At 58.0% G+C, this 17,893-nt stretch carries 16 protein-coding genes; 2 read left to right on the forward strand and 14 right to left on the reverse strand.

What is annotated here, in order from left to right:
* Positions 1-4: 4 nt before the first annotated feature.
* The 14 genes from lpxB to rpsB form a co-directional block, all read right to left on the reverse strand.
* A complete protein-coding gene (gene lpxB / locus ACOYXJ_RS03590; protein WP_150792483.1) occupies positions 5-1,135 on the reverse strand; it encodes a lipid-A-disaccharide synthase in 1,131 nt (376 codons plus the stop codon).
* Positions 1,136-1,137: 2 nt separating this feature from the next.
* A complete protein-coding gene (gene lpxA / locus ACOYXJ_RS03595; RefSeq protein ID WP_150792482.1) occupies positions 1,138-1,914 on the reverse strand; it encodes an acyl-ACP--UDP-N-acetylglucosamine O-acyltransferase in 777 nt (258 codons plus the stop codon).
* Positions 1,911-2,351, reverse strand: a complete 441-nt coding sequence (gene fabZ, locus ACOYXJ_RS03600) for a 3-hydroxyacyl-ACP dehydratase FabZ (RefSeq protein WP_003222142.1) — start codon at positions 2,349-2,351, stop codon at positions 1,911-1,913. The genes lpxA and fabZ overlap by 4 nt, the downstream gene beginning before the upstream one ends.
* A 106-nt stretch (positions 2,352-2,457) precedes the next feature.
* Positions 2,458-3,513, reverse strand: coding sequence for a UDP-3-O-(3-hydroxymyristoyl)glucosamine N-acyltransferase (gene lpxD, locus ACOYXJ_RS03605; RefSeq protein ID WP_460367938.1), 1,056 nt, complete (start codon positions 3,511-3,513; stop codon positions 2,458-2,460).
* Between the two features lie 3 nt (positions 3,514-3,516).
* A complete protein-coding gene (locus ACOYXJ_RS03610; RefSeq protein ID WP_007908849.1) occupies positions 3,517-4,020 on the reverse strand; it encodes an OmpH/Skp family outer membrane protein in 504 nt (167 codons plus the stop codon).
* Positions 4,021-4,065: 45 nt separating this feature from the next.
* Entirely contained in the window at positions 4,066-6,441 is a 2,376-nt protein-coding gene (bamA, locus tag ACOYXJ_RS03615; protein ID WP_038357906.1) for an outer membrane protein assembly factor BamA, read from the reverse strand.
* Positions 6,442-6,515: 74 nt separating this feature from the next.
* Positions 6,516-7,868, reverse strand: a complete 1,353-nt coding sequence (gene rseP, locus ACOYXJ_RS03620) for a sigma E protease regulator RseP (RefSeq protein ID WP_460367941.1) — start codon at positions 7,866-7,868, stop codon at positions 6,516-6,518.
* Between the two features lie 54 nt (positions 7,869-7,922).
* Positions 7,923-9,113 carry a 1-deoxy-D-xylulose-5-phosphate reductoisomerase gene (gene ispC / locus ACOYXJ_RS03625; RefSeq protein ID WP_460367943.1) on the reverse strand — a complete coding sequence of 397 codons (1,191 nt, stop codon included), beginning with the start codon at positions 9,111-9,113 and terminating at the stop codon, positions 7,923-7,925.
* Complete coding sequence (locus ACOYXJ_RS03630; protein ID WP_150792478.1) at positions 9,110-9,916, reverse strand: phosphatidate cytidylyltransferase; 807 nt, start codon at positions 9,914-9,916, stop codon at positions 9,110-9,112. The genes ispC and ACOYXJ_RS03630 overlap by 4 nt, the downstream gene beginning before the upstream one ends.
* Positions 9,916-10,671: a polyprenyl diphosphate synthase gene (uppS, locus tag ACOYXJ_RS03635; RefSeq protein WP_007908854.1), complete on the reverse strand. Its 756-nt coding sequence runs from the start codon at positions 10,669-10,671 to the stop codon at positions 9,916-9,918. Before uppS ends, ACOYXJ_RS03630 begins: the two co-directional genes overlap by 1 nt.
* 14 nt (positions 10,672-10,685) lie before the next feature.
* On the reverse strand, positions 10,686-11,243 hold the full coding sequence (frr, locus tag ACOYXJ_RS03640) for a ribosome recycling factor (RefSeq protein WP_007908855.1): 558 nt from the start codon (positions 11,241-11,243) through the stop codon (positions 10,686-10,688).
* Positions 11,240-11,983 carry a UMP kinase gene (gene pyrH / locus ACOYXJ_RS03645; RefSeq protein WP_003222124.1) on the reverse strand — a complete coding sequence of 248 codons (744 nt, stop codon included), beginning with the start codon at positions 11,981-11,983 and terminating at the stop codon, positions 11,240-11,242. Before pyrH ends, frr begins: the two co-directional genes overlap by 4 nt.
* A 208-nt stretch (positions 11,984-12,191) precedes the next feature.
* The gene (gene tsf / locus ACOYXJ_RS03650) at positions 12,192-13,055 is read right to left on the reverse strand and encodes a translation elongation factor Ts (protein WP_095119292.1); all 864 of its coding nucleotides are present in this window, start codon (positions 13,053-13,055) and stop codon (positions 12,192-12,194) included.
* A 192-nt stretch (positions 13,056-13,247) separates the two neighbouring features.
* Positions 13,248-13,985, reverse strand: coding sequence for a 30S ribosomal protein S2 (gene rpsB, locus ACOYXJ_RS03655; RefSeq protein WP_003222119.1), 738 nt, complete (start codon positions 13,983-13,985; stop codon positions 13,248-13,250).
* 373 nt (positions 13,986-14,358) lie between these two features.
* On the opposite strand from rpsB, the gene map reads away from it, so the two are divergent.
* Positions 14,359-15,141: a type I methionyl aminopeptidase gene (map, locus tag ACOYXJ_RS03660; RefSeq protein WP_016985097.1), complete on the forward strand. Its 783-nt coding sequence runs from the start codon at positions 14,359-14,361 to the stop codon at positions 15,139-15,141.
* Between the two features lie 43 nt (positions 15,142-15,184).
* Positions 15,185-17,887, forward strand: a complete 2,703-nt coding sequence (locus ACOYXJ_RS03665) for a [protein-PII] uridylyltransferase (protein ID WP_150729658.1) — start codon at positions 15,185-15,187, stop codon at positions 17,885-17,887.
* The last annotated feature ends 6 nt before the right edge of the window (positions 17,888-17,893 follow it).

Genomic DNA, 17,893 nt, shown 5'->3' on the forward strand with positions numbered 1-17,893 from the left:
TTGCTCATCGTGTCTGACCGATCAGGTTGAGGACGGCGTCCGCCGCCTGATTGGAGGCGTCCAGCCGCAATGTGCGGTGAATCTCATCAAAGCCGCGCGTCTGTTCTTCGCCACCTTCGATCAATGGCGACAGAGTCTGCGCCAGTGCTTCGACCGTCGCATCATCCTGCAACAACTCCGGGACCAGCAGACGCTGGGCCAGCAGGTTCGGCAGGGACACGTACGGGCTCTTGACCATGCGTTTCAGAATCCAGAACGTCAGCGGTGCCAAGCGGTACGCCACCACCATCGGTCGCTTGTACAACAGCGCTTCAAGGGTGGCGGTGCCGGAGGCGATCAACACGGCGTTGCACGCGGCCAGAGCCAGATGGGATTTGCCATCGAGCAGGGTCACCGGCAGATCACGTCCGGCGAGTAGCTCTTCAAGTTGCGCGCGGCGTTCCGGATTGGCGCAAGGAATGACAAAGCGCAAACCCGGGCGCATGGCGCGCAGGCGTTCGGCGGTGTCGAGGAACAGTGCACCCAGACGAGAGACTTCGCCGCCCCGGCTGCCGGGCATCAACGCCACCAGCGGGCCATCGGGCAAGCCCAGCTCGGCACGGGCCGCAGCACGATCGGCCTCCAATGGAATGGTATCGGCCAGGGTGTGACCGACGAACCGCACTGGCACGCCCTTCTCTTCGTAAAATTTTGCTTCGAACGGCAGCAGCGTCAGCATCAGATCGCAGCCTTCGCGGATCTTCAGTACACGTTTCTGGCGCCATGCCCACACCGAAGGGCTGACGTAATGCACGGTTTTGATCCCGGCCTGACGCAGCTTCAATTCAATGTTGAGATTGAAGTCCGGTGCATCAATACCGATGAATACGTCCGGCTTCGCGGCGATCAGCGTGGCGATCAGGTCTTTGCGGCGCTTGAGCAATTCGCGCAGCCGGCCGAGGACTTCCACCAGGCCCATGACCGACAAGCGTTCCATGGGAAAGTAGGACGTCAGGCCTTCGGCCTGCATTAACGGACCACCGACGCCGATGAACTCGACTGCCGGATGCTGAGCCTTGAGCGCGCGCATGAGACCGGCGCCGAGAATGTCACCGGAAGCTTCACCCGCCACCAGCGCAATACGCAGATTGGCCATGATCAGCGAGTGATGCCGCGAGTCGACGACTGAATGGAGTCACGGAATATCGCAACTTCCGGGAACTGCGCAGCAGGCTCGGCCAACTCGGCCAATGCCTGTTCAACCGTGAGGCCTTGGCGATAAACAGTTTTGTAAGCGCGACGCAGGGTGTGGATCGCGTCCTCACTGAAACCGCGACGGCGCATGCCTTCGAAGTTCATGCTGCGTGCTTCGGCCGGGTTGCCGAACACGGTGACGAACGCCGGAACGTCCTTGCCGATGGCGGTGCCCATGCCGGAAAAGCTGTGAGCGCCAATGTGGCAATACTGATGAACCAGAGTAAACCCGGAGAGGATCGCCCAGTCATCCACGTGCACATGGCCAGCCAACGCGGTGTTGTTGACCAGAATGCAGTGGTTGCCGATGACGCTGTCGTGACCGATGTGCGCATAGGCCATGATCAGGTTGTGATCGCCCAGCGTGGTTTCCGAACGGTCCTGCACGGTGCCACGGTGAATCGTCACGCCTTCGCGGATGACGTTGTGGTCACCGATCACCAGACGGGTTTCTTCACCCTTGTACTTCAGATCAGGCGTGTCTTCGCCTACCGAGGAAAACTGGTAGATGCGATTGTGCTTGCCGATGCGGGTCGGGCCTTTGAGGATCACATGCGGCCCGATCACGGTACCCTCGCCGATTTCCACACCTGCGCCGATGATCGACCACGGGCCGACCTCGACGTCATCAGCCAGAACGGCCGACGGATCGATGATTGCGCGAGGGTCAATCAAACTCATAGCTTGCGTTCCGCACAGATGATTTCAGCGGAGCAGACTGGTTTGCCGTCGACCGAAGCCTGGCATTCGAATTTCCAGATCTGGCGCTTGCAGCTGATGAACTTGGCTTCGAGGATCAACTGATCGCCCGGCAGCACAGGCTGGCGGAAGCGCAGCTTGTCGGAACCGACGAAGTAGTAAAGCGTGCCGTCGGCAGGCTTCACATCAAGCATTTTGAAACCGAGGATCCCGGCAGCCTGAGCCATCGCTTCGATGATCAGCACGCCCGGCATGATTGGATGCGCAGGGAAGTGACCATTGAAGAACGGTTCATTGATGCTGACATTCTTGTAGGCGCGAATGCGCTTGCCTTCAGTGTCCAGTTCCACCACCCGGTCCACCAGCAGGAACGGGTAACGGTGAGGCAGGTATTCGCGAATCTCGTTGATGTCCATCATTTCGGGGGGAAGCCTATGTAAAGATTGGGAGCGCGACTGACGCGCACTCCTCTAGCAAATCAAGGAGGCAGTCTAGAGGCTGTGCACACTTGATATGGAAATGGTATCAGCCATCTGATGAAGCATTGCCGTCAGGGGTCACTTCCCCTACGCGCTTTTCCAGCTGTTTCAAACGTCGCGCGATGTCATCGAGCTGACGGATACGGGCCGCGCTTTTGCGCCATTCGGCCGCCGGTTGCATGGCTGTGCCGGAAGAATAGGCACCCGGCTCGGTAATCGAGTGGGTCACCATGGTCATCCCGGTCAGGAAAACGTTGTCGCAAATATCAATGTGGCCGACCAGACCAACACCACCGGCGAGCATGCAATGCTTGCCAATCTTGGTGCTGCCGGAGATCCCGACACATGCGGCCATGGCAGTGTGATCACCGACCTGAACGTTGTGGGCGATCTGGATCTGATTGTCTAGCTTCACGCCGTTGCCGATCACGGTATCAGCCAGAGCGCCGCGGTCGATGGCGGTATTCACGCCAATCTCGACATCGTCGCCGATGGTCACGCCACCGATTTGCGCGATCTTCTGCCAGATACCTTTTTCGTTGGCGAAACCAAAACCTTCACCGCCGAGCACGGCACCGGACTGGATCACCACACGCTTGCCGATGCGCACGTCGTGATACAGCGTCACGCGCGGCGCGAGCCAGCCGCCTTCGCCGATTTCGCTACGCGCACCGACGACGCAATGCGCACCCAGTGTCACTTGCGCACCAACGCGTGCGCCGGCTTCGATCACCACAAAAGGGCCGATGCTGGCGCTTGGATCAACCACCGCGTCCGCCGCAATCACTGCAGATGGGTGAATACCAGCCGCAGCTTTTGGCTTGGGATCGAACAAATGAGAGATACGCGCATAAGCCAGGTAAGGATCAGGCACGACCAACGCATTACCGGCAAATCCTTCGACATCAGCTTCTTTGAGCAGCAATGCAGCTGCCTGCGAGCCCGCCAGGTATTTGCGATATTGAGGGTTTGCCAGAAAGCTCAACTGAGCTGGGCCAGCCTCTTGCAAAGTGGCTAGCCCAGTAATTTTCGTCTCAGGGTCGCCACGCAGGGTGGCGCCGAGGAACTCGGCCAACTGGCCGAGTTTGATAGTCACGGTCATGGGTTACTTCAGCTGATTCATGCGCTCGATAACCTGGCGCGTGATGTCGTACTGAGGTTTGACATCGATCACGGCGCCACGCTCGAACACCAGGTCAAAACCACCTTTCTTGATGACTTCTTCCACTGCGCTATCCAGTTTCGGCTTCAGTTGCTTGAGCATTTCGCGGTCGGCAACGGCTTTCGCTTCGTTCAGCTCCTTGGACTGGAACTGGAAGTCGCGAGCCTTTTGCTTGAATTCCAGCTCCAGACGCTCACGCTCACCTTGCTGCATTTTGTCGCCACCGGCCATCAGACGGTCCTGAATGCCTTTGGCACTGCTTTCCAGCGTCTTCAGTTTGGTCAGTTGCGGACCGAACTTCTTCTCGGCATCCACGGCGTATTTCTTCGCCGCGTCGGATTCCAGCAAAGCCATCTGATAGTTCAGAACGGCAATTTTCATGTCGGCAAATGCCGGGCCTGCCACCATCAAGGAGGCCAGGAGAACCAATTGAGTCAACTTACGCACGATGCACTCCTACAAAATCCATTGTCGTTATCTTGGGTCAGACGCTTAGAACGTCTGGCCGAGGGAGAATTGGAACACTTGAGTTTCAGCCTCATCCGGCTTCTTGATCGGCATGGCCAACGCGAAGCTCAGAGGACCCAGTGCGGTGACCCAGGTCACACCCACACCGACGGAACTGGCCATGTTGCTCAGGCTGATGTCGTTGCACTTGGTGTTCGACGTCGAGCCATTCGCATTGGTAGTGTCCTTGCACTGCGAGTCAAATACGTTACCCACATCCCAGAAAACAGAAGTGCGCAGGGAACGCTGATCTTTCACGAACGGCAGCGGGAACAGAACCTCGACACCACCCTGGATCAGGACGTTACCACCGAACGGCAGCGGATCCTGGTCCGGGTCAGCCAGCGTGCCCGGGTTGGTACCACGGCTCGGCGTACTGCGTGGGCCGAGAGTGCTGTCCTTGAAGCCACGAACCGAGTTGAAACCACCAGCATAGTAGTTTTCATAGAATGGCAAGCCATCGGTTCCGCCGTATCCGTCGCCATAACCCAGCTCGGTGTGCAGACGCAGGGTGTAGTTCTCGCTGATTGGCTGGAACAGCTGACCGCGGTAATCAAGTTTGTAGAACGACAGGTCGCTGCCCGGCACTGTGGTTTCCAGGGTCAGACTCTGGGAACGACCACGGGTCGGCAGCACGCCTTTGTTCAGAGTCGACTCGGACCAGCCGGCCGAAGCCTTGAAGTTCAGGTACTTGTCGCCTTCCTTGTTAACGAAGTCGAAAATCTCGTCAACGGTATAGGTACCGGTCTTGATCTCGTCCTGTTGAACCGACAGGCCAAAGGTAAGACGCGAAGTCTCGCTGATCGGGTAGCCAACGTTCACGCCGGCACCCAGGCTGTCTACCGCATAGCTCGCTACGTCGACGTCGAGGTCTTTGTAGTCAGTGGTGCGATAGAACGCGTTGTAACCCAGGCTCACACCATCGGCGGTCCAGTACGGGTCAACGTAACCGAAGTTGTAGCGGCTCTGGTATTCGCTGCGTGTCAGGCCGATGCTGACGCGGTTACCGGTACCAAGGAAGTTGTTCTGGGTGATCGAACCACCGAGGATCAGACCGGCACTCTGGGCGAAACCGACACTGGCGGTAATCGAACCGGAAGCCTGTTCTTCAACGGCGTAGTTCACGTCAACCTGGTCGTCGACACCCGGAACAGCCGGAGTTTCAACGTTGACTTCTTTAAAGAAGCCCAGACGCTCAAGACGGGTCTTGGACTGGTCGATCAGGTAGGTCGAAGCCCAGCCGCCTTCCATCTGACGCATTTCACGACGCAGCACTTCGTCTTCGGACTTGGTGTTGCCACGGAAGTTGATGCGGTTGACGTAGGCGCGCTTGCCCGGATCAACAGCGAACAGGATATCAACGGTGTGATCTTCATCGTGCGGCTGAGGTACGCCGTTGACGTTGGCGAAGGTGTAACCCTCGTTACCCAGACGACGGGTGATCAGTTCGGAGGTGGTGGTCATCAGTTTGCGCGAGAACACCTGACCCTTCTGCACCAGCAGCAGGGACTTGACCTGATCTTCAGGGACTTTCAGATCACCACTGAGTTTGACGTCACGAACGGTGTACTTCTCGCCTTCGGTGACGTTGACAGTGATGTAGACGTGCTTCTTGTCCGGGGTGATCGACACCTGAGTCGAAGCGATATCCATGTTGATATAGCCACGATCCAGGTAGTAGGAACGCAGACGCTCCAGGTCACCGGACAGTTTTTCACGGGCGTACTTGTCATCGTTCTTGAAGAACGACAGCCAGTTGGTGGTCTTCAGTTCGAACAGGTCGGTCAGGTCTTCCTCAGGGAAAACCGTGTTGCCCACCACGTTGATGTGCTGAATCGCCGCAACGGTACCTTCGTTGATCTTCACTTTCAGGCCGACGCGGTTACGCGGTTGCGATACCACTTCGGTATCGACCGTAGCCGAGTAGCGACCTTGCGCGACGTACTGACGCTGCAGCTCGTTACGCACACCTTCAAGGGTGGCGCGCTGGAAGATCTCGCCTTCGGCCAGACCGGATTGCTTGAGACCTTTCATCAGGTCTTCAGTCGAGATCGCCTTGTTGCCTTCGATTTCGATACTGGCGACCGACGGACGCTCGACGACAGTGATTACCAGAACGTTGCCTTCGCGGCCCAGCTGGATATCTTGAAAGAAACCGGTTTTGAACAACGCACGAGTGGATTCCACCAGGCGACGATCATCCGCCTGCTCACCGACGTTCAACGGCAAGGCACCAAAGACGCTACCCGCGGAGACCCGCTGGAGGCCATTGACGCGAATATCAGAGATAGTGAAGGACTCGGCGTGAACTTCGGCGATCATCAATACGGTGAGAACCGCAGTTAGCAGCAGACGTTTCATGAAGTCCTTTCTTATTCCAACTGGCAATAAACAAACTGCCGCAAAATGCGGCAGATTCGCAATTCAGCGAAGCGTTACAGTCGACCCAGATCGTTGACCAGAGCAAGCAACATCACCCCGACCACCAAACTGATACCGATCTGTATCCCCCAACCTTGCACCCGATCCGACAAGGGACGACCACGCGCCCACTCGATCAGATAAAACAACAAATGCCCCCCATCCAGTACAGGAATGGGCAGCAAATTCAGAACCCCCAGGCTAATACTCAGATAAGCAAGGAAATTCAGGAAATCAGCGACGCCCGACTGGGCAGAAGCGCCCGCCACTTTAGCAATGGTTATCGGTCCACTCAAGTTTTTTACCGAGAGCTCGCCGAACAGCATTTTCTTGAGTGAATCCAGCGTCAGAATGCTCATGGTCCAAGTGCGTCGGGCACCCTCGCCAATCGCGGCCAACGGCCCATAACTGACCTCACGGATCATTTCCGGTGGCCAGTCGACAGCTTTCACGCCTGCGCCCAGATATCCGCTCGGCGATTTGCTTTCACCACGCGCAGCCAAGGTCACAGGGACATCGATTTGAGCACTGTCGCGCTCGATGCGCAGCATGATTTTGGTATCAGGACGCGTACGAACGGTATCGACCACTTGCTGCCAGTCATTCAGCGCCTGACCATCAAGGGCCAACAGGCGATCACCGGTTTTCAGACCGGCAGCCTGGGCCGGGCCTTTCGGATCAAGTTCGGCAAGCACCGGCGGCAAGGCCGGACGCCATGGACGAATACCCAGAGAGCGAATCGGGTCCGGCTCATCAGCGCCTTTGAGCCAGTTATCCAGCGCCAGCTCACGCGGGATATCTACGCTTGAGCCTTGCTCACGGACCAGCAACTGCAGAGAACCGCTTTCGCCCAGGCGCCGCACCAGTTGTAAATTGACAGCTGCCCAACCGGAAGTCGGCTCACCATCGATAGCGACGATTTCCTGGCCCGCATTCAAACCGGCCTTAGCAGCGATGCTGCCGGACTCGACAGCACCAATGACCGGGCGCACCTGCTCGCTGCCGAGCATGGCCAACACCCAGAAAAACACCAGCGCCAACAGAAAGTTGGCAATGGGGCCAGCGGCAACAATGGCGATACGCTGACGCACGGATTTGCGATTGAACGACTGATCCAGCTGATCGACCGGCACTTCGCCCTCACGCTCATCGAGCATCTTGACGTAACCACCGAGCGGAATCGCGGCCACCACAAACTCGGTGCCCTGCTTGTCGTGCCAGCGCAGCAACGGCATGCCAAAGCCTACGGAAAAACGCAGAACCTTGACGCCACAGCGACGTGCGACCCAGAAGTGGCCGAATTCGTGAAAGGTGACCAGCACACCCAAGGCGATCAGGGTGCCGGCAATCATATAGAGCGCGCTCATCTACTTTCTCCGCAATCCCGTTCAGTGCCGCATGAAGCCATTGTGTTGCAAAACTTATCGGCGGTGACGACTCAACCATTGTTCAGCCAAAACTCGTGCCTTGGCGTCGGCGGTGAACACCGCATCGAGATCATCCAGCGCGACCACCGGTTCGAGGTTCAAAACCTCCTCGATGATACTCGCGATTTCCAGGTAGCGAACCCGTCCGTCGAGAAACGCTGCCACAGCCACTTCGTTGGCCGCATTGAGCATTGCCGGCGCGCTATCACCCGCTTCGGCCGCTTGACGGGCCAAACGCAGGCACGGGAAACGCTCCTCATCCGGCGCTTCGAAGTCCAGACGCGCAATGGCGAACAGATCCAGCGGCGCCACACCCGAGTCGATGCGCTCAGGCCAGGCCAGCGCATTGGCAATAGGCGTGCGCATATCAGGATTGCCCAATTGCGCCAGCACCGAACCGTCGACGTAGTCGACCAGCGAATGGATCACGCTTTGCGGATGGATCACTACCTCGACCTGCGCAGGCTTGGCATCGAACAACCAGCAGGCTTCGATCAACTCGAGCCCCTTGTTCATCATGCTGGCCGAATCCACAGAAATTTTGCGCCCCATGGACCAGTTCGGGTGCGCACACGCCTGGTCAGGTGAAACATGCGCCAATTCAGCCATCGGTGTCTGCCGGAATGGACCACCGGAGGCTGTAAGCAAAATCCGCCGTACGCCCACCGAGCTCAAGCCCCGGGCGAAATCCTGCGGCATGCACTGGAAAATTGCGTTGTGCTCGCTGTCGATCGGCAGCAGCACCGAACCGCTTTTACGCACTGCCTGCATGAACAAGACGCCGGACATCACCAGCGCCTCTTTATTGGCCAGGAGAATCTTTTTGCCTGCCTCGACGGCTGCCAAGGTCGGCCGCAGCCCTGCTGCACCAACGATAGCCGCCATCACCGCGTCGACTTCCGGAGCGGAGGCAACCTGACACAGCCCCTCCTCCCCTACCAGAACGCGGGTTGGCAAACCGGCCGCGCGCAAATCGTCCTGCAAGCCGCGCGCCGCAGCAACTTCCGGCACCACGGCAAATTGCGGCACATGGCGTACGCACAGAGCCAGCAGCTCACTCAGGCGAGTGAAGCCGCTCAAGGCGAAAACCTGATATCGCTCCGGGTGACGAGCAATGACATCAAGCGTGCTCAGACCGATCGAGCCGGTCGCCCCGAGGACAGTAATCTGCTGTGGACGACTCACGGTGCAGCCATCCACAACAACACTGCAAATACTGGAATCGCCGCCGTCAAACTGTCGATACGATCAAGAATGCCACCATGCCCCGGCAGCAGATTACTGCTGTCCTTGATACCGGACTGGCGCTTGAACATGCTTTCAGTGAGATCGCCGACGACGGAAATGAAGACGATCAGCGCAGCGCCAATCAAGCCTTTGATCAGTTCGGCAACCGTCCAGTCGCGCACCAGCCCGACAATCACAGTGATCACCAGACTCAGCGCCAGACCGCCGTAAACACCTTCCCAGCTTTTCCCCGGACTGACCTGCGGTGCAAGCTTGCGCTTGCCGAATGCACGGCCCGAGAAATAGGCACCGATATCGGCACCCCAGACCAGCACCATCACAGCCATGATCAACCAGTTACCCAACGGGTACTGCTTGATCTGTACCAGACCTTGCCACGCCGGCAACAGGATCAACAGACCGATCACCAGTTTGGTCGCGGCACTCGACCAGTGCTCGCTCGAGCGCGGATAAGTCAGCACCAGATACGTCGCCACCGCCCACCACAACACCGAAGCACCCAACACCCATGGCGCCAGGCCGGGCAGGATGTACATGACGAACAGCATCAGGGCGACCACGGCGGCATAACCGACCCGGAACGCCTGACCGGTGAAGCCGGCAAGCCGCGCCCACTCCCACGCCCCCAGACTGACAACCAGCCCGATGAACAGCGCAAAACCGGAACCTTCGAGCAGGAAAAACCCGCACAAGGCGATCGGCAGCAGGATCAGCGCAGTGATGATTCGTTGTTTAAGCATTAAACCCGGGCTCCAGCTTCAACCTGTTCGCTCGTTTTACCGAAACGACGCTGGCGCGAAGCGAAATCGGCCAGCGCATTGCGCATGGCATCGTGTTTGAAGTCCGGCCAGAACAGGTCGGAGAAGTACAGCTCGGCGTAAGCCAGCTGCCACAGCAGAAAGTTGCTGATGCGGTGCTCGCCACCCGTGCGGATGCACAGATCCGGCAACGGCAGATCACCGGTTGCAAGACAGGTTTGCAACAGATCCGGAGTGATGTCTTCCGGGCGCAGGTGCCCAGCCTGGACTTCACGCGCCAGACGCTGGGCCGCCTGTGCAATATCCCACTGACCACCATAATTGGCGGCGATCTGCAGGATGAAACGATTGGCACCCGCCGTCATCGCTTCAGCTTCACGCATTGCTGCCTGAAGCTCCGGATGAAAGCGTGAACGATCGCCAATGATGCGCAGGCTGATGTTGTTGTCGTTGAGGCGCTTGGCTTCGCGACGCAGCGCCTTGAAGAACAGGTCCATCAAGGCACTGACTTCATCGGCCGGGCGCTGCCAGTTCTCACTGGAAAATGCGAACAGGGTGAGCACTTCGACCTTGGCCTCAGCGCACACCTCAATCACCGCCCGCACAGCATCCACGCCCGCCTTATGCCCGGCGACACCCGGCATAAAGCGTTTTTTCGCCCAGCGATTGTTGCCATCCATGATGATCGCGACATGGCGCGGCACCGCGGACGGCGCAGTCTGCTTGGTCTTGTCCATTAAAAGCTCGAACCTTATACGGCCATCAGATCCGCTTCTTTTTGCTTGGTAGCCGTGTCGATATCAGCCTCGGCCTTGTCGGTGAGCTTCTGAATATCGGCAGCGGCACGACGCTCTTCGTCTTCGCTGATTTCTTTGTCCTTGACCAGTTTCTTCAGCTCGCCCAAGGCGTCACGACGGATGTTGCGCACGGCAACACGAGCGTCTTCAGCAGCACTGCGCGCCTGCTTGGTGAAGCCCTTGCGGGTTTCTTCGGTCAGGGCAGGCATGGAGATCAGCAGCAACTCACCCAGGTTGGTCGGGTTGAGGTTCAGACCAGCGCTCTGGATTGCTTTGTCGACTGCGGCGAGCATGTTGCGCTCGAACGCAACGACCTGCAGGGTGCGCGAGTCCTTAACGGTGATGTTCGCCACTTGGGTGATGGAGGTGTCTGCGCCGTAGTACGGCACCATCACGCTGCCCAGAATGCTTGGGTGAGCCTTGCCGGTACGAATCTGACCAAATGCGTGGGCCAGAGAGTCCAGGGATTTCTGCATGCGCTCTTGAGCGTCTTTCTTGATTTCGTTGATCATTGTTGACCTTCCTCGATCAGGGTGCCTTCAGCGCCGCCATGGACGATGTTCAGCAGGGCACCGGGCTTGTTCATGTTGAATACGCGCAGCGGCATCTTGTGGTCGCGGCACAGGCAAATAGCGGTCAGATCCATCACGCCCAGCTTGCGATCCAGTACTTCATCATAAGTCAGATGATCGAACTTCTCGGCATGCGGGTCTTTGAACGGGTCAGCGGTGTAGACGCCATCGACCTTGGTCGCTTTCAGCACGACGTCGGCATCGATTTCGATTGCGCGCAGGCAGGCTGCCGAATCCGTGGTGAAGAACGGGTTGCCGGTACCGGCAGCGAAGATCACGACGTCTTTGGAGTTCAGGTGACGCATGGCTTTGCGGCGATCGTAGTGATCGGTCACACCCACCATGGAAATGGCCGACATCACGATGGCCGAGATATTGGCACGTTCCAGCGCATCGCGCATGGCCAGGGCGTTCATCACAGTGGCCAGCATGCCCATGTGGTCGCCTGTGACCCGATCCATACCGGCTTTGCTCAAAGCTTCGCCGCGGAACAGGTTGCCACCGCCGATCACCAGACCGACCTGTACGCCGATGCCGACCAGCTGGCCGACTTCCAGCGCCATCCGATCCAGCACTTTTGGATCGATCCCGAACTCTTCCGAGCCCATCAGGGCCTCGCCGCTAAGCTTGAGTAGAATGCGTTTATAGCGAGCCTGATAACCACTGCCCTGCTGAGCCATTGCGAATCTCTCCTGCGGCGTATTTAAAATTCTTTGCGAGCTGTTTACAGCTGGCGTTCACTCTAGCTTGGCGCTGCTTCAGCGCCATCGGAACATGGCTTTGTAAGTCAGTTCCAAGTGGAAACCAATAAAAAATTGGCAACCCCATCTGAAAAGAGGCTGCGCGCGTTAGCGGGCAGCCTCTTTCGGCGACAGTTGAAAAACCGTCTTACTGCTTGGCGGCAGCCAGCTGGGCAGCAACTTCTTCAGCGAAGTTGTCTACTGGCTTCTCGATGCCGTCGCCCACTTTGTAGTAGGTAAAGGAAACGATTTCTGCGCCGCCTTTCTTGGCCAGCTCGCCAACCTTGATTTCAGGGTTCTTGACGAACGCTTGCTCAACCAGGCTTGCTTCTGCCAGGAACTTGCTGATACGGCCTTTGACCATGTTCTCAACAATGTTTTCTGGCTTGCCTTTGATCTTCTCTTCGTTCAGCTGCAGGAACACAGCTTTTTCACGCTCGATCGCTTCAGCCGAAACTTGCGAAGGCAGCAGGAACTCAGGGTTGCTTGCAGCAACGTGCATCGCGATGTCTTTGGCCAGCTCGACGTCACCGCCTTTCAGAGCCACAACAACACCGATCTTGTTGCCGTGCAGGTACGAACCTACAACGTCAGCTTCGATACGGGCCAGACGACGGATGTTGACGTTTTCGCCTACTTTGGCAACCAGCGCTTCACGAGCAGCTTCTTGCGAAGCGATCAGCGGAGCAGCGTCGGTCAGCTTGTCAGCGAAAGCTTTTTCAACGCTGGCAGCAACGAAGTTCTTGAAGTCGTCTTGCAGAGCCAGGAAGTCGGTCTGCGAGTTCACTTCCAGGATAACGGCAGCTTTACCGTCGTCCTTGATTGCGATTGCGCCTTCAGCGGCAACGTTGCCAGCCTTTTTCGCAGCCTTGATCGCGCCCGAAGCACGCATGTCATCAATGGCTTTTTCGATGTCGCCGTCAGCCTTTTCCAGGGCCTTCTTGCAGTCCATCATGCCTTCGCCGGTACGCTCGCGCAGTTCTTTAACCAACGCTGCAGTAATTGCTGCCATTTTCAAATTCCTCTTGGATAGGTTTTCAACCATTCCACCCGATCGAACGGGCGTTCAATTCGTCCCGAACCCCACCTTGTAGCCGCTGCACGTTACAGATGCTGTAGCTGCGCTGCCGACAAATGGTTTTCGAGGTGGCAAAAAGGGGGCCAAGCCCCCTTTTTGCTTACTGAGTCAACGCCAGGGCGTTAATTACTCAGCTGCAGCCTGAGTTTCTTCAGCTGCGAATTCTACAGTGCCGCCAGCAACATTGTTGCGACCACGGATCACTGCGTCAGCCATCGAACCCATGTACAGCTGGATAGCGCGAATGGCGTCATCGTTGCCTGGGATGATGTAGTCAACGCCTTCCGGGCTGCTGTTGGTGTCGACAACGCCGATTACCGGGATGCCCAGCTTGTTGGCTTCGGTGATCGCGATGCGCTCGTGGTCAACGTCGATCACGAACAGTGCGTCTGGCAGACCGCCCATGTCCTTGATGCCGCCCAGCGAACGATCCAGCTTCTCAAGATCACGGGAGCGCATCAGCGCTTCTTTCTTGGTCAGCTTGGCGAAAGTACCGTCTTCGGCTTGAACTTCAAGGTCACGCAGACGCTTGATGGAAGCACGAATGGTTTTGAAGTTGGTCAGCATGCCGCCCAACCAGCGGTGATCGACGTACGGCGAACCGCAACGTGCTGCTTCTTCAGCAACGATCTTGCCAGCGGAACGCTTGGTGCCGACGAACAGAATCTTGTTTTTGCCCTGGGCCAGACGCTCTACGAAAGTCAGAGCTTCGTTGAACATTGGCAGGGTTTTTTCAAGGTTGATGATGTGAATCTTGTTACGCGCGCCGAAAATGTACTTACCCATTTTCGGATTCCAGTAACGGGTTTGGTGACCGAAGTGCACACCGGCCTTCAGCATATCGCGCATATTGACTTGGGACATGATAGTTCCTTAATAAGTCGGGTTTGGCCTCCACGTATCCCAATGACCAACCAGTGGCATAAAGCCAAAAGCACCCAGGTCATCGTGTCGACACGTGTGTGGATTTAAGCTTTTCGGGGTATCCCCGGAAAGCGGCGCATTTTATACCACAGGGTGCGCAGAAACGGAACCCGGAATCTGTATTCGCACCAAGGACATGGGCGCAGCCCCCTTGGAATCGGCCCCGAACGCACCATTGTATAGAGAGAAGCGATGCACGCGGGCGCTGAATTGCGCCGTGCGTCTGTTAGAATCGCGTTTTTCAGGGTCGCCGATCGAACACCTGCCACCCTATTTGTATCAGCAAGCGCCGCCGAGCGCAGAGAGAGCCTGTATGACCGTCAACCTCAAAACCCCCGAGGACATCGCTGGCATGCGCGTCGCCGGCAAACTGGCCGCCGATGTGCTGGAAATGATTGCCGAACATGTCAAACCGGGCGTCACCACCGATGAGCTGAACCAGATCTGCCACGATTACATCGTCAATGTGCAGCAAGCCATCCCTGCCCCGCTCAACTACAAGGGCTACCCGAAGTCGATCTGCACCTCGATCAACCACGTGGTCTGCCATGGCATCCCGAATGACAAGCCGCTGAAAAACGGCGACACCCTGAACATCGACGTCACCGTCATCAAAGACGGCTACCACGGCGACACCAGCCGCATGTTCCATGTCGGCGAAGTGCCGGTCTGGGCCGAGCGTCTGTCGCAGATCACTCAGGAATGCATGTACAAGGCGATCGAGATCGTCAAACCCGGCTGCCGCCTCGGCGACATCGGCGAAGTGATCCAGAAACATGCGGAAAAGAACGGTTTCTCGGTGGTTCGCGAGTTCTGCGGCCACGGTATCGGCAAGGTCTTCCACGAAGAGCCGCAGATCCTCCACTACGGCCGCGCCGGCACCGGCATGGAACTGAAGGCCGGCATGACCTTCACCATTGAGCCGATGATCAACCAGGGCAAGGCCGACACCAAGGTATTGGGCGATGGCTGGACCGCAATCACCAAGGACCGCAAGCTCTCGGCCCAGTGGGAACATACTTTGCTGGTCACCGACACCGGCTACGAGATCTTCACCCTGCGCGCCGATGACACCATCCCACGCATCTCGGCCTGATTCACATAACGCTCCCAGCCTTGTATAGAAGGAAAGCCAATCGATGCCGCAGGTGGATCCCGAACTCTTCGACCGCGGCCAGTTCCAGGCTGAACTGGCCCTGAAAGCGAGTCCTATCGCAGCGTTCAAGAAGGCGATCCGCCAGGCTCGCGACGTCCTTGATGCGCGTTTTCGCAGTGGCCGTGACATCCGCCGCCTGATCGAAGACCGCGCCTGGTTCGTCGACAACATCCTGCAAAAGGCTTGGGAGCAGTTCAACTGGAGCGAAGACGCCGATATCGCGCTGGTCGCGGTCGGCGGCTATGGCCGTGGCGAGCTGCACCCCTATTCCGACATCGACTTGCTGATCCTGCTGGACAGCGCCGATCACGAAGTTTTCCGCGATTCCATCGAGCGTTTTCTGACGCTGTTGTGGGACATCGGCCTGGAAGTCGGTCAGAGCGTGCGCTCGGTCGATGAATGCGCCGAAGAAGCCCGCGCTGATCTCACTGTTGTCACCAACCTGATGGAAAGCCGCACCATCTGCGGTCCCGAGCGTCTGCGCCAGCGCATGCTCGACGTCACCAGCACCGCCCACATGTGGCCGGCCAAAGAGTTTTTCCTGGCCAAACGGGCCGAGCAAAAGGCCCGCCACCACAAGTACAACGACACCGAATACAACCTGGAACCCAACGTCAAAGGCTCGCCCGGGGGCCTGCGGGATATCCAGACGATTCTCTGGGTGGCCCGACGTCAGTACGGCACCCTGAACCTGCGCGCCCTCGCCGGCGAAGGCTTCCTGGTCGAAAGCGAAAACGCCCTGCTCGCCTCATCTCAGGAATTCCTCTGGAAAGTGCGCTACGCCCTGCACATGCTCGCCGGTCGCTCAGAAGACCGCTTGCTGTTCGATCATCAACGCACCATCGCCGGCCTGCTAGGATTTGAAGGTGACGACGCCAAGCAGGCTGTCGAAAACTTCATGCAACAGTATTTCCGCGTGGTGATGAGCATTGCCCAGCTCAGCGACCTGATCATCCAGCACTTCGAAGAAGTCATCCTCGCGCCGGAAGACGAAGCGCCGCCGCAGCCGATCAACTCGCGCTTCCAGTTGCATGACGGCTACATCGAGGCACGTAACGACAACGTGTTCCGCCGCACACCGTTCGCCATGCTGGAAATTTTCGTGCTGATGGCGCAGCAACCGGAAATCAAAGGCGTGCGCGCCGACACCATCCGCTTGCTGCGCGAGAATCGTCACCTGATCGACGACAACTTCCGCAACGATATCCGTAACACCAGCCTGTTCATCGAACTGTTCAAGTGCAAGATCGGCATCCATCGCAATCTGCGGCGGATGAACCGCTACGGCATCCTCGGCCGTTATTTGCCGGAGTTCGGTTTTATCGTCGGGCAAATGCAGCACGACCTGTTCCACATCTATACGGTCGATGCGCACACGCTGAACCTGATCAAGCACCTGCGCAAATTGCAGTACACCCAAGTCTCGGAGAAGTTTCCGCTGGCGGCCAAGCTCATGGCAAAGCTGCCCAAGCCCGAACTGATCTATATGGCGGGGCTGTATCACGACATCGGCAAAGGCCGCCATGGCGATCACTCGGAAATCGGCGCGGTCGACGCCGAAGCGTTCTGCCAGCGCCATCAATTGCCGGTGTGGGACAGCCGTCTGATTGTATGGCTGGTGCAAAACCACTTGGTGATGTCGACCACCGCCCAGCGCAAGGACTTGTCCGATCCGCAGGTGATCCACGATTTCGCTCAGGCAGTTGGCGATGAAACCCGCCTCGACTATCTCTACGTGCTGACCGTGGCCGACATCAACGCGACCAACCCGACGCTGTGGAACTCGTGGCGCGCCAGCCTGTTGCGTCAGCTCTACACCGAGACCAAACGCGCCTTGCGCCGTGGCCTGGAAAACCCTGTGGATCGCGAAGAGCAGATCCGCCAGACCCAAAGCGCTGCACTGGACATTCTGGTACGTGGCGGCACTGACCCGGACGATGTCGAGCAATTGTGGGCGCAACTGGGCGATGACTATTTCCTGCGCCACACCGCCGGCGATGTGGCCTGGCATAGCGACGCCATTCTTCAGCAGCCCGTCAATGGCGGGCCGCTGGTGCTGATCAAGGAAACCACCCAGCGCGAGTTCGAGGGCGGTACGCAGATTTTCATTTATGCACCGGATCAGCACGACTTCTTCGCCGTGACCGTGGCGGCGATGGATCAGCTCAACCTGAACATTCACGACGCCCGTGTCATCACGTCCAGTAGCCAGTTCACCCTCGACACCTACATCGTGCTCGACAACGAGGGCGAATCGATCGGCGACAACCCGGCACGGGTCAAGCAGATCCGCGAAGGTCTGACCGAAGCCCTGCGCAACCCGGACGATTACCCGACGATCATCCAGCGCCGCGTGCCGCGCCAGCTCAAGCACTTCGCCTTTGCGCCGCAGGTGACGATTCACAACGATGCTCAGCGACCGGTGACCGTGCTGGAATTGACCGCACCCGATCGCCCGGGCCTGCTGGCGCGGATCGGCGGGATTTTCCTCGAGTTCGACCTGTCGCTGCAGAACGCCAAGATTGCGACCCTGGGCGAGCGTGTGGAAGACGTGTTCTTTATCACCGACGCCCACAATCAACCCTTGTCCGACCCGTTGCTGTGCAGCCGTTTGCAGGATGCGATCGTTGAGCAACTGAGCGTCAATCAGGAACCCGATATCAAATTGTCGCGCATCAGTATTTGATCGCGC

Source organism: Pseudomonas sp. Tul2A7, from assembly GCF_054790505.1.

Excerpts from the sequence above, each read along its gene's own strand:
- lpxB (WP_150792483.1), bottom strand. The coding sequence starts at position 1,135 with ATGGCCAATCTGCGTATTGCGCTGGTGGCGGGTGAAGCTTCCGGTGAC.
- lpxA (WP_150792482.1), bottom strand. The coding sequence starts at position 1,914 with ATGAGTTTGATTGACCCTCGCGCAATCATCGATCCGTCGGCCGTTCTG.
- fabZ (WP_003222142.1), bottom strand. The coding sequence starts at position 2,351 with ATGATGGACATCAACGAGATTCGCGAATACCTGCCTCACCGTTACCCG.
- lpxD (WP_460367938.1), bottom strand. The coding sequence starts at position 3,513 with ATGACCGTGACTATCAAACTCGGCCAGTTGGCCGAGTTCCTCGGCGCC.
- bamA (WP_038357906.1), bottom strand. The coding sequence starts at position 6,441 with ATGAAACGTCTGCTGCTAACTGCGGTTCTCACCGTATTGATGATCGCC.
- rseP (WP_460367941.1), bottom strand. The coding sequence starts at position 7,868 with ATGAGCGCGCTCTATATGATTGCCGGCACCCTGATCGCCTTGGGTGTG.
- ACOYXJ_RS03630 (WP_150792478.1), bottom strand. The coding sequence starts at position 9,916 with ATGCTTAAACAACGAATCATCACTGCGCTGATCCTGCTGCCGATCGCC.
- uppS (WP_007908854.1), bottom strand. The coding sequence starts at position 10,671 with ATGGACAAGACCAAGCAGACTGCGCCGTCCGCGGTGCCGCGCCATGTC.
- frr (WP_007908855.1), bottom strand. The coding sequence starts at position 11,243 with ATGATCAACGAAATCAAGAAAGACGCTCAAGAGCGCATGCAGAAATCC.
- pyrH (WP_003222124.1), bottom strand. The coding sequence starts at position 11,983 with ATGGCTCAGCAGGGCAGTGGTTATCAGGCTCGCTATAAACGCATTCTA.
- tsf (WP_095119292.1), bottom strand. The coding sequence starts at position 13,055 with ATGGCAGCAATTACTGCAGCGTTGGTTAAAGAACTGCGCGAGCGTACC.
- rpsB (WP_003222119.1), bottom strand. The coding sequence starts at position 13,985 with ATGTCCCAAGTCAATATGCGCGATATGCTGAAGGCCGGTGTGCACTTC.
- map (WP_016985097.1), top strand. The coding sequence starts at position 14,359 with ATGACCGTCAACCTCAAAACCCCCGAGGACATCGCTGGCATGCGCGTC.
- ACOYXJ_RS03665 (WP_150729658.1), top strand. The coding sequence starts at position 15,185 with ATGCCGCAGGTGGATCCCGAACTCTTCGACCGCGGCCAGTTCCAGGCT.